At 40.8% G+C, this 16,093-nt stretch carries 13 protein-coding genes and 2 pseudogenes; 6 read left to right on the top strand and 9 right to left on the bottom strand.

Annotated elements, in window-relative coordinates; genetic code table 11:
* Positions 1-55: 55 nt before the first annotated feature.
* Entirely contained in the window at positions 56-241 is a 186-nt protein-coding gene (locus NSMS1_RS19375) for a DDE transposase family protein (protein ID WP_224086401.1), read from the bottom strand.
* Between the two features lie 91 nt (positions 242-332).
* On the opposite strand from NSMS1_RS19375, the gene NSMS1_RS19370 reads away from it, so the two are divergent.
* The 3 genes from NSMS1_RS19370 to wecB all read left to right on the top strand — a co-directional run bounded on the left by NSMS1_RS19370 (position 333) and on the right by wecB (position 3,536).
* Positions 333-1,121, top strand: a complete 789-nt coding sequence (locus NSMS1_RS19370) for a DUF4058 family protein (RefSeq protein ID WP_224086400.1) — start codon at positions 333-335, stop codon at positions 1,119-1,121.
* A gap of 125 nt (positions 1,122-1,246) precedes the next feature.
* On the top strand, positions 1,247-2,230 hold the full coding sequence (gene argC / locus NSMS1_RS19365) for an N-acetyl-gamma-glutamyl-phosphate reductase (RefSeq protein ID WP_224086399.1): 984 nt from the start codon (positions 1,247-1,249) through the stop codon (positions 2,228-2,230).
* Positions 2,231-2,426: 196 nt separating this feature from the next.
* The gene (gene wecB, locus NSMS1_RS19360) at positions 2,427-3,536 is read left to right on the top strand and encodes a non-hydrolyzing UDP-N-acetylglucosamine 2-epimerase (RefSeq protein ID WP_224086398.1); all 1,110 of its coding nucleotides are present in this window, start codon (positions 2,427-2,429) and stop codon (positions 3,534-3,536) included.
* Positions 3,537-3,661: 125 nt separating this feature from the next.
* Here wecB and NSMS1_RS19355 read toward each other — a convergent pair whose 3' ends face one another.
* The 3 genes from NSMS1_RS19355 to ndhD1 all read right to left on the bottom strand — a co-directional run bounded on the left by NSMS1_RS19355 (position 3,662) and on the right by ndhD1 (position 7,041).
* On the bottom strand, positions 3,662-4,333 hold the full coding sequence (locus NSMS1_RS19355; RefSeq protein WP_224086397.1) for a hypothetical protein: 672 nt from the start codon (positions 4,331-4,333) through the stop codon (positions 3,662-3,664).
* 232 nt (positions 4,334-4,565) lie between these two features.
* Positions 4,566-5,288, bottom strand: coding sequence for a Uma2 family endonuclease (locus tag NSMS1_RS19350; RefSeq protein ID WP_224086396.1), 723 nt, complete (start codon positions 5,286-5,288; stop codon positions 4,566-4,568).
* A gap of 175 nt (positions 5,289-5,463) precedes the next feature.
* Positions 5,464-7,041 (bottom strand): photosynthetic/respiratory NAD(P)H-quinone oxidoreductase subunit D1, encoded by a 1,578-nt coding sequence (gene ndhD1, locus NSMS1_RS19345; protein ID WP_224086395.1) that lies wholly within the window; start codon positions 7,039-7,041, stop codon positions 5,464-5,466.
* A 330-nt stretch (positions 7,042-7,371) separates the two neighbouring features.
* Between ndhD1 and NSMS1_RS35150 the strand changes: the two genes are divergently transcribed.
* Positions 7,372-7,497, top strand: a complete 126-nt coding sequence (locus NSMS1_RS35150) for a hypothetical protein (RefSeq protein ID WP_263432523.1) — start codon at positions 7,372-7,374, stop codon at positions 7,495-7,497.
* A gap of 210 nt (positions 7,498-7,707) precedes the next feature.
* Here NSMS1_RS35150 and NSMS1_RS35480 read toward each other — a convergent pair.
* Positions 7,708-7,911, bottom strand: a pseudogene (locus tag NSMS1_RS35480) (pentapeptide repeat-containing protein); the annotation flags it as partial.
* Between NSMS1_RS35480 and NSMS1_RS35475 the strand changes: the two are divergent.
* Positions 7,852-7,977, top strand: a complete 126-nt coding sequence (locus tag NSMS1_RS35475) for a hypothetical protein (protein WP_411908691.1) — start codon at positions 7,852-7,854, stop codon at positions 7,975-7,977. The pseudogene NSMS1_RS35480 and the gene NSMS1_RS35475 overlap by 60 nt on opposite strands.
* Here the strand turns inward: NSMS1_RS35475 and NSMS1_RS19340 are convergent.
* The 4 genes and pseudogenes from NSMS1_RS19340 to NSMS1_RS19325 form a co-directional block, all read right to left on the bottom strand.
* A pseudogene (locus tag NSMS1_RS19340) lies at positions 7,924-10,425 on the bottom strand (pentapeptide repeat-containing protein); the annotation flags it as partial. The gene NSMS1_RS35475 and the pseudogene NSMS1_RS19340 overlap by 54 nt on opposite strands.
* A 457-nt stretch (positions 10,426-10,882) precedes the next feature.
* Positions 10,883-12,973, bottom strand: coding sequence for an NAD(P)H-quinone oxidoreductase subunit 5 (locus NSMS1_RS19335; RefSeq protein ID WP_224086393.1), 2,091 nt, complete (start codon positions 12,971-12,973; stop codon positions 10,883-10,885).
* A 211-nt stretch (positions 12,974-13,184) separates the two neighbouring features.
* Positions 13,185-13,571, bottom strand: coding sequence for a thioredoxin family protein (locus NSMS1_RS19330; protein ID WP_224086392.1), 387 nt, complete (start codon positions 13,569-13,571; stop codon positions 13,185-13,187).
* Between the two features lie 373 nt (positions 13,572-13,944).
* Positions 13,945-14,661 carry an NnrU family protein gene (locus NSMS1_RS19325; RefSeq protein ID WP_224086391.1) on the bottom strand — a complete coding sequence of 239 codons (717 nt, stop codon included), beginning with the start codon at positions 14,659-14,661 and terminating at the stop codon, positions 13,945-13,947.
* A 340-nt stretch (positions 14,662-15,001) separates the two neighbouring features.
* Here NSMS1_RS19325 and NSMS1_RS19320 point away from each other — a divergent pair, with 340 nt between their 5' ends.
* Positions 15,002-16,015 carry a LysR family transcriptional regulator gene (locus NSMS1_RS19320; protein WP_224086390.1) on the top strand — a complete coding sequence of 338 codons (1,014 nt, stop codon included), beginning with the start codon at positions 15,002-15,004 and terminating at the stop codon, positions 16,013-16,015.
* The last annotated feature ends 78 nt before the right edge of the window (positions 16,016-16,093 follow it).

Genomic DNA, 16,093 nt, shown 5'->3' with positions numbered 1-16,093 from the left:
AGTTATCAGTTATCAGTTAACATCATCTGATAACTGAGATTTCTACTCACCAATATTACTGCGGTTGGCACTTGCCCGATCTAATTAACCCGATGCGACGAGCGATCGCCTCCTCTCGTGAATCAAAAGGCCCCCACTGTTCAACCACATCTGAATTACCTTCCCCAACTTCTTCACCGGGGATAATTTCGCAATTACCAATATTACGCTTGACAATATACCAAGTTTGTGCATTGCGCATGCTAAGAATAACAATATAGTTTTTATAAGCAAAATTGTAAGGCATAGTAGATTGCTAGGATTAGCAATAAGCATTCCATCATTTTTTTCCTATGCCCTCACCGTTTCCAGGGATGAATCCCTACTTTGAAAATCCTGATCTTTGGCCTGAAGTTCATCATTGGATAATTACGGCAATTGCGGAATTATTAATTCCTCAACTGCGTCCAAAATACCGAGTAGCAGTAGAGAAACGAGTGTATCAAATGACAGATGAAAATTCTGTTTTAGTTGGGATACCGGATGTTGTCATAGGACGTTCTCTAGCAAATACACAACCAGAAGCTTTAAATATTGCTGTTGCTTCACCACCAGCGAAACCCCTTACTGTTAACCTTCCCATACCAGAGGAAGTACGCGAGGGATATTTAGAGGTGCGAGAAGTGGGAACAGGGGAAGTTGTCACGGCAATTGAAGTGCTTTCTCCAAAAAACAAGCGTCCTGGTGAGGGAAGAAAAGCTTATGAAAGCAAACGTCAGCAGGTATTAGGTAGCTTGACGCATTTGGTAGAAATTGACTTGTTACGTACTGGTGAACCTATGCCGATTTTAGGTAAGCAAATAGAGTCTGATTACCGGATTTTAGTCAGTCGTAGCAATTATCGTCCTCAAGCAGAGCTTTACCCTTTTCAATTACCGGAACCGATACCAGCTTTTTTATTACCTTTACGTCGGGGTGATACAGAACCAGTCGTAGACTTACAAGGATTAATACATGGCGTATACGATCGCGCCGGCTTTGATTTAGCGATAGATTATACTCGTGAGCCAGTCCCACCCCTGCGAGAAAGTGATACTATCTGGGCAAAAGAAATATTACAACAGCAAGGACTGCGTTCTTGAAAACTGTACAGAGCATTATTATGTAAATGAATTAGACGATGAGTTATGAACTATTGGCAGACGTTCAAGTGCCAGAGGATGAAGCAGAGTAAGTTAAAATTCAGTATACGAATGCTGAAGCCATTATGAATAAACCAAAGATTTTTATTGATGGGGAATCGGGAACTACAGGCTTACAGATTTACTCCCGCCTCAGCCAACGAGGTGATATTGAGCTAGTTAGTATCGAAGCATCAAAGCGCAAGGATGCGGAAGAAAGGGCAAAATTACTTAATTCTGTTGATTTAGCCATACTTTGTTTACCCGATGATGCTGCGCGGGAAGCTGTTAGCTTGGTTAACAGTGATGGGGTAAAGATTCTAGATGCGAGTACAGCCTACCGCACGGCTGAAGGTTGGGTATATGGTTTTCCAGAACTCAACCCAGGACAGCGTGAGAAAATCGCTAATGCTCAATTTGTCAGCAATCCAGGATGTTATCCTACAGGATTTTTAGCTTGTATCCGTCCATTAATCACTCAAGGTATTCTTCCTGCTAACTTTCCTGTAACAATTAATGCGGTGTCTGGCTATTCTGGTGGTGGTAAGAATCTGATTCGGAAATATGATAGCTTTCATGAGCAGCAAAAAGCAGTAACCTCAGATTATCCTTTGGGTATCTATGGTTTACAGTTTGGGCATAAACACGTTAAAGAGATGCACCAGCATTCTGGATTAGCATCACCGCCATTGTTTGTCCCTGCTGTGGGTGACTTTGAGCAGGGAATGTTGGTACAAATACCCTTACCCCTGTGGACATTAGATCATCCGCCTTCAGGTGAGGAAATTTATCAAGCGATCGCCCAATATTACCAAGGGGAAAAATTTGTCCAAGTAGCTCCCTTTAAAGATGCTAGCCTGTTACGTGACGGGACATTTTTAGATGCTATCGCAGTTAACGGCACTAATATTGTGCAAATCTTCGTCTTTGCTAACGACAACACCAAAGAAGCCCTACTAATTGCGCGTCTCGACAATTTAGGCAAAGGCGCATCAGGTGCAGCCGTTCAAAACCTCAACATCATGCTGGGTTTTCCTGAAGAGTTAGGACTGTCAACAATGGACAATTAACAATTGACAATTGACAATTACCTCTCGTTAGAAGTGAGAAAATTGGAGAATAGGAACTTTTTTATTTTTTCTCTTTGAAAACAAAGGTTTTAAACCTTGAATAAAATAATTGTCAATTATCAATTATCAACTATCAATTGGTGACATTATCAGTCATTAGTTATGATACTTACCAATGATTAATGACTAATGACTAATGACTAAAAAACGAGTTTGCATCATCTTAGGAACCCGCCCGGAAGCAATTAAACTAGCTCCGGTAATACAAGCCTTTCAAAAATCTCCAGACTTTGATTTACAAGTGATTCTCACTGGACAACACCGTGAGATGGTTGAACAGGTGATGCAGTTATTTAACCTCAAGGCAGATTATGACCTAGAGATTATGCAGCCTCAACAATCTCTGAGTGATATTACTTGTCGCAGTTTACGAGGTTTGGAAGAATTATTTATCAAAAGTAAGCCGGATTTAATTCTAGTACAAGGAGATACAACAACCGCCTTTGCGGCAAGTTTAGCAGCCTTTTACCAAAAAATTCCTGTAGGTCATGTAGAAGCTGGGTTAAGAACCGATGATTTATTTAACCCTTATCCCGAAGAAGCAAACCGACGGTTAATTTCGCAAATCACCCAACTACATTTTGCACCAACAACCTTGGCGGTAGAAAACTTACAGCGTTCCGGTGTTTTAGGGGAAATTCACTTAACTGGTAATACCGTTATAGATGCTTTATTATACGTAGCCGCTAATGCCCCAGCTTGTAATGTAACTGGTTTAAACTGGAATGAATATCGTGTACTACTCGCTACCGTGCATCGTCGGGAAAATTGGGGCGAACCACTACAAGCTATCGCCCAAGGCTTCCTACAAATATTAGATAAATTTCCTGACACAGCCTTACTCTTACCCTTACACCGTAACCCCACAGTCCGCGAACCCCTGCAAGCATTATTAGGCAATCATCCACGGGTATTTTTAACAGAACCCCTAGATTATGGTGAATTAGTAGGTGCGATTGGGCGATCGCATTTCTTACTAACTGATTCTGGTGGCTTACAAGAAGAAGCCCCAAGCCTGGGTAAACCAGTACTAGTATTAAGGGAAACCACAGAAAGACCAGAAGCCGTTACAGCAGGTACAGCCAAACTCGTTGGTACTGACAGCCAAACCATCGCCTCTGCTGCCAGTGAACTCCTAAGTAATCCCGTAGCTTACAATACAATGGCTAATGCCATAAACCCTTTTGGTGACGGACACGCAGCCGAACGTATATTAAACATCGTTCACAACTACCTAAACCTATGAGAAGGGTATAAGGGTAAAGGGTGTAAGTCTTCAAAACCCTTACACCCAGTCTCAACAGACAACCTTAGTGGGTAAATCCTCCGCGTACCTCCGCGCTAACCTCTGCGCTCCTCCGCGTTTTAAAACTAACTCCTAGATAATTGCGATCGCAAATAATTAGTAAACTCCACCAATTCAGTATCAGAGAGAAGTTGACGCGATTTTTTACCATATTTTTGCTGTAAAAATTCCTTCCCCTTTTCTGGACTCCAATTTAATTGAGCTAAATACGTGTCAGTTTGAGCAATAAAAACATCTCTATTTTCAGACACTTGATTTACACTCTGAATCCCATTAATCTTCAGACTAACCTTTTGTCCCAAAACTTGCCAATCTATTTCCTTGTGTCCATCCCAACTAATATCTACAGAACGGTAAGTAACAGGATTATAAATTGTACAAAAAACAATTGTTTTCTCGCCAGGACTTACTGCAATAGTTAAAGGATGACGCAACTGCTCCCATGTAATGACATCAAGTGCTAGTAATAAACTTTTAGAAAAATAAGACTCGCTACCTGAACGGATGACATAAGGTTTATCCGCTAATATATGCAAATCAGTTTTTCCAGCTTCCCCATAAGAAGTTTCAATTTTCTTATTAACCTCAATTCCGGTAATTACGCCTGTTAAAGCACGGTCATAAATAGGAATTGATTTAGCATCATCTGAGAGCATATACCAACAATGGTCAGTTTCTCTGCTAACAAAAACATATTGAGGCTTGGGGATAGAGCCGAATCCTAATTTTACATCCATGCTTGGTTTGAAGATAAAAATTTAGAGAACTCGCCCTTTCACCGAAAAATATAATTCTCTGAGCCTGTGTGTTTAAAGGTTTTTCACCACAGAGACACAGAGGAGGACACTTGCGTGGGCGGCTCTGCCGACTTGAGCAAAGTGTCCGTCACACAGAGAATGTACTATGAAAGGGTTAGTTTATTTACATAATTCCCTTATCAGCAAACCAATTAACATTTTTGGCAGTTTTTTATACTATGGTTTCAGGTTCATAACCCAAAGATTTCAACCGTTCCCTCAATACTTGCACTTGTGCTTCAGCTTCTAGACGACGCTGCGCTTCCTGCATTGCTAGTTGTTCTGCTTCTACAATACGTTCTTCGGGGGTAAGCAACTTTTCCCCTTCCTCGTTATACCAGTACAACCATTCCCGCGCTATACCTTGATAAATCCCTCGTTCTCGCCCAATTCCTAAACCAATTTCTGGTAGCCAAATGGGATTTCCTGACATGAGGATATATTCCCCATTTTCTAATCGATAAACTTCTAGAGGTGATTTTTTACGCCGAAAAGGATTGTATACAACGTAGTACAAAACACCTAGCTCTTTGGCGTACAATTCTTTCTTAGTACTATATTCTCCTAAATGTTTTGGCGAAGCAACTTCCAAAACTAAAGCTGGGGGCTTTTTCTCTTCCCAGAGTACATAACTCAGGCGTAAATTTCCATCAATAAAACGGTTAACCTCAACGCTGAGAAAACCATCTGGTACAATAGCTGGCTTATTTGGGTCATAGTATATACCCATATCTACACCAAAGTACCAATCCCAACGATCTGACCAATCTAAAGCCAGCGTAGCTTTCAGCAAACTAGGAATTAAATCTTGTATTTCATTATCCACAGGCGTATCATCAGAATCGGTTAGTTCTTCAGACGATGGTAAACAGTGTAACGGGTTGTAGTTTAACATAAGTTCTATTCTCTAAGTATAATTTTCGTTTGTCTTAACTTTAATAAAAAATTTTATTTATTTTTAGTTAGTTGTAGCTGTTATGAAAAATCTGTTTCCGTACACAAATATGTAAAAAAGAGCAGGTGTGTAACCCACTCTTACAAGAATATAGGTAAAAATGATTAACTACCAGTTAATTACCAATTACTGGTGTATTTAAAGAAACTTCTGCTGCTTGACGTTTTTCCTGCGCCAAAGTTGGTACAGAATCACGCAACCTTGCTGTCATTTGTACTGTTGTAGAGTCATACACCTGAGTCAGCAGTTTGGGATAGAAACCAATACCAATAATTGGGACTAACAAACAAGCAATAATGAAGACTTCGCGGGGTTCGGCATCAATTAGTTTTTGATGAGAAACTAATTCTTCGTTTTCTTGACCGTAGAATATTTCCCGCAACATTGACAGCAGGTAAATGGGAGTTAAAATCACCCCAACTGCCATTAAAAATACCACGATGACCTTAAATGTAGGGCTATAAGCATCGCTGGTAGCAAAGCCGACAAATATCATCAATTCTGCTACGAAACCACTCATACCTGGCAATGCTAAGGAAGCCATTGAACAAGTAGTGAACATAGCAAAAATCTTCTGCATCCGCTTACCGACACCACCCATTTCATCTAACATCAAGGTGTGTGTACGGTCATAGGTTGCACCGACAAGGAAGAACAAACTCGCCCCGATTAAGCCGTGGGATACCATTTGTAACACTGCCCCACTTAATCCTAAATCGGTGAAGGAGGCAAAGCCAATGACCACGAATCCCATGTGGGAAATTGAGGAGTAGGCAATCTTCCGCTTCAGGTTACGCTGGGCAAAGGATGTTAAGGCGGCGTAGATAATATTCACTACACCCAAAATCACCAGTACAGGTGCAAATAAAGCATGGGCATCAGGTAATATGCCTGCATTCATGCGAATTAGGGCATAACCACCCATTTTCAGCAGAATACCAGCCAGCAACATGTGTACGGGGGCTGTAGCTTCACCGTGGGCATCTGGTAGCCAAGTGTGTAGGGGAATGATTGGTAACTTGACAGCGTAAGCAACGAGGAAACCAGCGTACACTAACAATTGGAAATTCAAGGCGTAATCTTTGACTGCAAGCGATCGCATATCAAAGGTGACTGTATCGCCATAAAATGCCATTGTCAAAGCGCCGATTAAAATAAACAGCGAACCGCCAGCCGTATACAAAATAAACTTTGTGGCTGCATATTGCCGCTTTTTACCACCCCAAATTGCCAGCAGCAGGTAAACGGGAATAAGTTCCAATTCCCACACCAAGAAAAACAGCAGCATATCCTGTACAGCAAACACTGCTATTTGACCGCCATACATAGCCAGCAGTAAAAAGTAAAATAGCCTGGGCTTTAAGGTCACAGGCCAGGCTGCTAAGGTGGCTAGGGTAGTGATGAACCCAGTCAAAAGAATTAGGGGCATAGACAAGCCATCTGCCCCCACAGACCAGTTCAAATCCAATTGTGGAACCCAAGGGTAACTTTCCACCAATTGCAAGTTTGGATTGTTGAAGTCGTATTGGGTAGAAAATGCGTAAACAATCAGGGCGAAGTCAATTAACCCGACGATAAGGGCGTACCAACGGATGGTTTTACCGTCCTTATCGGGAATAATGGGAGTCAGTAGCGACGCGGCTATTGGGAATAAAATAATCGTCGTCAGCCACGGGAAATTAGCTGTATTCATCACAATTCGTCTGCTATTAAATTCATGTTTGCCAAAAAGCCACTAGCTTATTAACTAGCAGCTTTTTGACGATTTGGCATTTATTGTTAGGTTGATTTAATCAAATTGGTATTTTCGAGCGAGGGTTTTTAGCCCTCTATTTCTATAAACGGCGGGTTCTGTAGCGAGGTCAAATACCTGTTACAAAATGTAATTTAAAAATAATCTCTAAAGAAAGCTGTTGAAGGAAAATTGTACTGATGCGATCGCCTATTACAACCCAGGCATTACTAGAATACATCATGCTATTGGGTAGTTGTCAAAAAAGCATGACAGGAGATGATGGCACAAATGAAAAGTCAGATTCGTTATGTTACTAATGCAGACGGAGAGACAACAGATGTACTTGTGCCTATAGAACTTTGGCAACAGTTGGTAAGTTCTGTTAACTCTGATGAATTTAGCAGTTTAGCTTGAATTGATGAACAAGAGCCTAAACCACAAATATTAGCTTATTTGCAAGAGTCCGTGAGACAAGCAAAAGTAGGATAAACTTTCCCAGTTTCAGAACTTTGGGATGATATTAAAAAATAATTTTTATGCTCACGCAAAGTCGCAAAGAAGCAAAGAAGGAAATTTATATTAATCTTTGACTGGAAGGGAGTTAGACTTTGGCTAATTGAGACATTAAGGCTGAGAGTTGCTATCACTTGAGTCTGAATCTTTATCATGAGTCAAATGTGTTAAATCTTTACCTTCAAGTATTGTTTCTTTAAGATTTGCGCCTTGAAGATTTGCGCCTTGAAGATTTGCCCATTGAAGATTTGCGCCTTGAAGATTTGCGTCTTGAAGGTTTGCCCGTTGAAGATTTGCGCCTTGAAGATTTGCCCGTTGAAGATTTGCCTCTTGAAGATTTGCCCGTTGAAGATTTGCCTCTTGAATATCTGCCTTTTGTAAATTTATTTTTCTCAATTTAGCAAAGCAAAAATTTGCAAAAACAAGACCTGTATTACAACAATTTGTATTTTCAAGATTCGCCCTATAAAAGTCTTTTATATGCAAAATACATTCTGACAAATTTAAGAAGCTAAGACAACTCATGATGAGCGCATTTTCAGGGCCTATTCTTTGTCCTTGAATTTTGGAAATCCATGTTCCAAAAGTATCTGTAAAATCCCATTTAATTGTTGACACTTTTTCTGTTACTCTCGCACAAGCATTCAAGACTACTAACAATGCTTCTTCTGCATTTCGAGCCTGTTGGTTTTCTTCCTGAAAATCAGGTCTAGGACTCAACCGCTCCATTGGCATTCCGTGACGCAACATAACACCAATCAGGTGAGATAAATTCTCTTGCCATCTCCCCACATCAGATATATTTTGTAAACGTACTTCATCAAGTATAAACTTAAAAATGTACTCATCCATAGGAGATGCACCACAAAGAATTGCCCAGCGCGTTAAAGCATCTTTGTCATCCCATCCTTCATCGGGATCATATTTGCGGTCTTCCAGTTTTTTATGGATAAGTTTAACTTCCCTAACAATACGTTTCGCTGTCAAATATTCACCAAAACTCTTATGAGTAAATTCAAAAGTTTTATCTCCTTGAATATTAGTGCCACTTTGACGGAAATAAAAAGCAGCTAAAAGACGAGTTACACCTAATTTCGCTCCTTCTTGAAAATTTTCTAACAGATTTTTTAAACCACCACTGTTACAATGAGTTTCAATTTCCCTCACCGTGGTAGTACGTCCATTTCCATGCCAGGAAGCAAGAGCAATTTCTTCTAAAATTCGGATGAAATCTTTCTCCTCAATGCCTTGTAGTGTTCGATGCTTATGTCGTTCCCAACCACGCTCATATACTGCTTTCAACAAATCTTCATAAATAAGATTGAGGTTACTATCTTCTTGAGAAAAATCGACTCTCCCTCTTACATAACTCAAAGCAACTAAATAATTAAGCAAAGGTTGGGTAGTAATTTCTGTGAGATTTGTTTTATTCAATTCTTCGGGTAAACCAGAATATTGCCGACCACTAGCCATGCCATATTTTTGCCACCAATCCTGCCTTTGATCTTTCTCTAACAAGTTTTGCTTATCAATATAATTATTTCTCTCTTGTTCATTCACAAAATAGGGGAGAATATGTAAAATTTGTTGCGGTTTGCGAAAGTCGCTGCTATTGGTTTGGATGACCAATTCTCTACCACTAATTAATACCTTTAAGCGAGTTTCACCACGATCATTAAATCGCTCTACTTTTCTCTGTACTTCCCGAATAAATTGTTGAGCAGTTTCACTTGCAATTTTGCCTTGCATAGCTAATTCATCTAAACCATCAAAGATAATTAATAACTCTGGTTCTGATTTATCTTTTTCTAGTGGATTATAGCGAAGAAACCCATCATCACGAACAAATTTACCCACAGCATCGACTAAATCATCAGATGGTTCAAATTGATGTAAGGGTACGAATAATACTGGTTGTTCTTTTTCAGCTTGATTAGCAGCAAAGATTTTAGCAAAGGAAGATTTACCGCTACCAGGCCCACCACTAATTACTCGAATAGCATCATCATAATCAGTTTTTTCTAACCAAGTTGTTAATTCATGTTCTAAATCAATAACTATTCGTTCATAGTTATGATCATCTCTGTCCCTCGAAGCTAAATCATCATCTCTTTTAGCTTCAATTCGTCGCTGATAGTAGGCGCGTAGGGGGACATAAACTTGTTTTAATCCAAATGCTTCATCAAATATAGGTTCTTCTACCTGCTTTTGTAACCATGCTAAATAAAGCTGCCATGCTTGTTCTTTTTCAGCAGCTTTAGTAAATGGTGTGTTTATTTCTTCTTTTAAACAAGCATACTTGTCTGGATGCTTTGACCATTCTTTATGTAGAGAGAAAATAAAATATGTGGGCAGACGATAACTTATCGTTGTTGCTTGATTTTCGTTAACAATAAAATATTTTAGCCAATCAATTAAAGCTGTTTGTATATATTGAATGATAGATAAATTTTTGGGATTACTAAAAAATTGTTGATCAATACGTACTTCTTTAGATTCTAAAGTTTCGTTGAGTGTGTCACATAATAATTCAAAATCGCTCGGATTTGGTTGTTGAATTAATAGCTCTTTGTTACCTTCTACTAAATCAAATAGTGCCTGTGTTAAAGAACGATAAATCAATAACCAAGCGATTTCTTCAAGTTTATCTGCTAGTCCAAGTGCTGCTGTAGCTTCTAAAAAACCTTTAGCTACCTCTGCCCAGTTACCTAAAACGCCATCTATTCCAGCTTTACCTAGAGACTTAAATAATTCTTTAAAATCAGCATTAATACTCTTGTTCCAAAACTTAACGGGCTTACTAACTGAAAATCCAGATTCCTCATTCATATTTTTGATTTCTTATAAAATTTAAACTCTAAATTTTTATGTCAAACTATTCTCAAGGGAAGTTTTGATATTTTCTATTTTGGATTTTAGGCTTGAAGATAGAAACAGCTTATTGGTATTTGGATATTCTCTATCCATTGATCACATTTATTTTTCAAATCAGTATTGTGTTTAAGCCGCTCGATGATACAAACGAAGACTTAAATATTGAATTACTGTGATAGGAAAAATCATTTATAACATAAATATTCAGTAAGTAGAACCGCCATATAAAAGGTGCGTTAGGCGTTTAGATGCTGTTTTTCATAACAAATCATCTCGACATACGCGCCTAACACACCCTACCGGAATTTTATTTTTACTTTGTAAATAAATTTTTAAGAAAAAAAATGAGTCTAAATTTAGACTCTTAAAAAAACTTAGGGGCAGACAAGCGCCCACCCCTTACTATTAAAAATCAGGTAACACCGAAAAAGATAACTAAGCCCAAAACCGCCCCAAATACAATCAAGGCGTAGAATTGAACCCGACCATTTTCCAGATATTTCAGACCTTCACCACTGACGAGGGTGAAGAAGCCTGTCAAGTTAACAGCACCATCAACTACCCGGAAGTCAACTTCCATAACTTGTCTAGCAAGACGGCGTAAACCAAGCACAAATACACGATGGTAAATGTCATCGAAATACCACTTGTTGAGTGATAGTTCGTAGAGTGGCTTGATTTTGTCTGCGATCGCCGCCGGATCAATCTTCCGCAGTAGATACATCAAGGAAGCTAAGGTAATCCCAATTAAGGAAACACCAACTGAACTACCCGCCATGATGTAAAACTCATGGGGATCAAATTCAGCCGCTTTTTCTACAACTTCCGCCAGGCTTTCAGTAGGCGAATAGATGAACCTTTCAAAATAATTGTTGTAGGGTGTACCTACCAAACCAATAAAAATTGAAGGTATCGCCAAAACTACCAACGGTAAAGCCATAGTCCAGGGCGACTCATGGGGAGAACTGCTGTGATGACCGTGACCATCATGATGACCATCGGTAGCAGCTAATTCGCCTTTCTTCATTGCTCCAGGGCCAAAAGTTGGCGCGAGTTCTGGCGTATCTATTTCGAGAAGGGTTGATTTAGCTTTTAGCAGCTTGTTCTTGATTTTCTCGTCAGTACCCCGGAATTTGCCTTCAAATGTTGAGAAATACATTCTAAACATATAGAAAGCAGTGATTCCAGCAGTTACCCAACCAATAAACCACAGAAATGGATTAGAGGCATACGCAGCACCGAGAATTTCATCTTTTGACCAGAAACCAGCAAAGGGAGGAATCCCGGCAATTGCCAAGCAACCAATCAAGAATGTCAATCCAGTTACAGGCATATACTTACGCAAGCCGCCCATCAAGCGCATATCCTGCGCTAAAGCCGGGTCGTGACCCACAACTGCTTCCATGCCATGAATTACAGAACCGGAACCCAAGAACAGCATCGCCTTGAAATAGGCGTGGGTCATGAGGTGGAATAATCCTGCACTGTAAGCGCCTACTCCCATTGCCATCACCATGTAACCTAGCTGGGAGATGGTGGAGTAAGCCAAGCCTTTCTTGATGTCGTTTTGGGTAATCGCAATGGTAGCGCCCAAAAATGCCGTAAATGCCCCTGTAAAGGCAATCACGTTCATGGCGGCAGGAACGTGTTCAAATACTGGGTACATCCGGGCAACGAGGAAAACCCCAGCCGCCACCATTGTTGCCGCGTGGATTAAGGCAGAAATGGGAGTAGGGCCTTCCATCGCGTCTGGTAGCCAGACATGGAGGGGAAATTGAGCAGATTTAGCCACTGGGCCGAGGAAGACCAAAATGGCAAACAGTACAGCTAGGAAATTGCTGATAGAACCTGTCTGTACGAGTTCGGCTAGGCGATCGCCCATTATGTTGAACTCGAAGCTGCCTGTTGCCCAATACAGCCCCAATATACCCAGCAGTAGCCCAAAGTCACCTACACGGTTGGTCACAAAGGCTTTTTGGGCTGCATCTGCTGCTGATTTGCGATCGTACCAGAAGCCCACCAGTAGGTAAGAACACATCCCCACCAATTCCCAGAAAATATAAATCTGGACTAGGTTAGGGCTGACTACTAAACCCAACATTGAGGAGCCAAACAAGCTCAGATAGGCATAAAATCTGACGTAGCCTGGGTCATGAGCCATGTAGCCATCGGTATAAACCATGACTAGGAATGCTACCGATGTGACAATCACCAGCATTAAAGCTGTGAGATTATCAACGGTATAGCCCATACTCAGGTGAAAATTGCCTGCTGCGGCCCATTCTAAAGTGCGGAGATAAGTTGGATGTCCTTGGAGTTGACTCCACAGCAAGGCCGACGACAAACCCAAGGCTGCACCCATGAGGGAAATGATTAAAACAGCGTTGAGCTGCCGCAGGCGGTTTGTCGTCTGATTGAACGAAATTAAGCCGACACCGACCAGCATCGCCCCTAAAAGCGGCAATACTGGAATTAGCCAGGCATATTCATAGATTACTTCCATCACTGACGGGTACTTTTAGGATTCTTGACTAACTTGTCGGAACTGTTAATAATTGTGACACACACCCTTGAGGATAAAATACCCCACCCGATAACAATTGGGTGGGGTATTAAGCATGGTTTTAGATTTGAGGAATAAGAAACAAGGAGTAGGCAGTAGGAACTGAGAAACAATTTAACCCAGTACCCACTCCCTAGTCCCCAACTTCCCATTACACAGTCTGACATTCTAAATCTGCTGCTTTAGAACTACTGTAAGCTTTGGGACGGTTGGTATAGCTGAGTTTGATTTCTTCTAAAGCCAACCTGAGGTCGTCTCTGCCACGAAATCCTTCTAGACGATGGCGAACTATGCCATTTTCAATCAAAAGTAGTGTGGGCAAGGACTTTAGGCGATAGGTATTAGAAAGTTTAAAATTTTCGTCAGCGTTGATCCTAACTAATTTAATTTGTTCGCCGCATTGAGACTGAAACTGAAGTAACAGGGGGTGGATAATGCGACACAACCCACACCAAGGCGCTTCAAAATTTACTAAAACCGGAACTGGAGATTCTAAAACTTCTTGAGTAAATGTCCGCTCACTAACCGACAACACCATGACGCTTCTAGACCTATAGGGTTTTACTATCAAACTAGCTATCAGCAGAAGAAGTTAGCAAGCTAGTTAAGGTTTTATAGCTGCTGTCTTTCAACTTTGCTTTTAATTGGGAAAAAAGTAGGAGATTCTAAAAATTGATTTTAGGCGGTTAGCCTCGCAATTATTTCTGCTGGAGAGAGTATTTTGACTGCTTGGCGAATACTCCCCAAGAGATTTTATTGCTTGGTAACATACCACTATAAAAGTTTAAAAACGGATCAGCACACCCCCACTAACAGCTGTTTCCATTTATCCTACATTGATTTGTAGCAATTGATAAGTAGAAATTTTCATTGAGTTAGGATTTTCTTGTGATAGTGGGGATCATGCAAAACTACCAGTCTAGCCTACTAGTCGCTACAAGTAACAGAGGGTGCGCCCACCATAATAAAGCGACAAAGATAGCCACGCCTAAATAAGCAGGACGAAGAAATTCCTGCCATTTGAGAGATTGACGACCATCAATAACTGCTGCAAAGGGAATGATTGATGTGCGTTGTTTGACAATTTCAAAGGCTTCGCCATAACGGTTACTTAAACGGCGATCGCCATGCCAAACACCAAATATATGGTGCAGAATCAACCCTAAAGATGTCACCAGGGTAAAGCTTGTACCTAGCCACAGAGTATGAGCAACACACCAAATAACCTGCCCGACCATTTGGGGATGGCGGGTAATGCGTATAATTCCCGTCTCATACAAGTGTACTTGGGGCTTTTGAATGGCAGCAATTTCTAGTAGATTGAAAGTGGCAGGGTACAAAAATAAAAACGAAATCGCTGAGAGCAACCAAACTACTTCTTTTACACCCGGTACTTCCTGTACCTGCCATAGTCGTAAGCCATCATAACGGTGATTAAAAAAGTAAACAATCAATATGACAGCCAAAGGTAAACTGACTAATGCAAAAACAATGCGATAAAGCCTTGGCCCAATGTACTTTTCTGCCCAAGGGCGCAGTGCCGCACCGCCACTATGGGCGATCGCGAAAGTTAATTGTAACCCCAGCATGACAAAATGGCTCGGAGTCAACCAAGGATTCAGCATCATAAACACAGGTGAAGTAATTTAAAGAAAAGTTAATTCCATACAACCAATACCACAAAGTATTCAACAGAGACCTTTAGGGTTGACGCATGAGTAATGAAAATTTAAAGGTTTTTGTAATTGTATAGGGAAGGGTATGGGGTAAATCGAAACCCTTACCCGCCTGCACCCTTTACATCTGCATAGTCTCGTTGCTTGAATGTTGACTTTCCCCCATGTTGTGGTACTGTCTTTTTCGATTCAAGCCTTCCAGTTTAAGATGCAAGAAATCATTCTTAATGTCAAAGCTATGTCACATGATTTATTGCTAACGTTGCTCCTTTCATTTGTGGGTTGAGCCATTATGTCTGACCTTCCTTTCACTTTAGATCAGTTACGTATCCTCAAAGCGATCGCTGTAGAAGGGAGCTTCAAGCGCGCTGCTGATAGTCTTTATGTCTCCCAACCTGCCGTAAGTTTGCAAGTGCAGAACCTAGAACGGCAGTTAGATGTCCCGTTATTTGACCGTGGCGGCCGTCGCGCTCAATTAACCGAAGCTGGACATCTACTACTCAGTTACGGTGAAAAAATCCTCAGTTTATGTCAAGAAACTTGCCGCGCGATTGAGGACTTACAAAATCTGCAAGGAGGTACTTTAATTGTCGGTGCATCTCAAACTACCGGCACATACTTACTACCCAGAATGATCGGCATGTTCCGCCAAAAATACCCCGATGTCGCTGTACAACTGCACGTACACTCAACTCGGCGTACAGCTTGGAGTGTGGCTAACGGACAGGTGGACTTGGCAATCATTGGTGGGGAAATTCCCGGTGAACTGACAGAATCTTTAGAGATTATTCCCTACGCCGAAGATGAACTAGCCCTAATTCTGCCCGTATTTCATCCCTTCGCTAAACAGGAAACAATTCAAAAAGAAGACTTATACAAACTCCAATTCATTGCTTTAGATTCTCAATCCACCATACGCAAAGTTATCGATCAAGTCCTATCTCGCTGCGAGATTGATACTAGGCGTTTTAAAATTGAAATGGAATTAAATTCCATTGAAGCGATTAAAAATGCTGTGCAGTCAGGCTTAGGAGCAGCTTTTGTTTCTACAAGTGCGATCGCCAAAGAATTGCAAATGGGTGTCCTCCACTGTACTCCCATCGAAGGCGTAGTTGTCAAACGAACGCTATGGCTAATTTTCAACCCCAATCGTTATCGCTCCAAAGCAGCAGAAGCTTTTAGCCAAGAAATATTACCCCAATTCGCCACGCCTGAGTGGAATGAGGATGTGTTAAAATTGGCACAAAAGAAACTCCTAGTAAACGTACTAGATGCAGCCATACCTGAAACTGTAGACGACATCTAAATTTTTGGTCATTAGTCATTAGTGAGCAATCGCCTTCTTATTTTACAGAAGCTAAGAGAGCAGGGTTGCTTCCAAGTT

The organism is Nostoc sp. MS1, assembly GCF_019976755.1.
Classification (GTDB): Bacteria; Cyanobacteriota; Cyanobacteriia; order Cyanobacteriales; family Nostocaceae; genus Trichormus.
The sequence above is the reverse complement of the archived record's forward strand: the minus strand, read 5'-3'. Positions and strand labels throughout refer to the sequence as shown.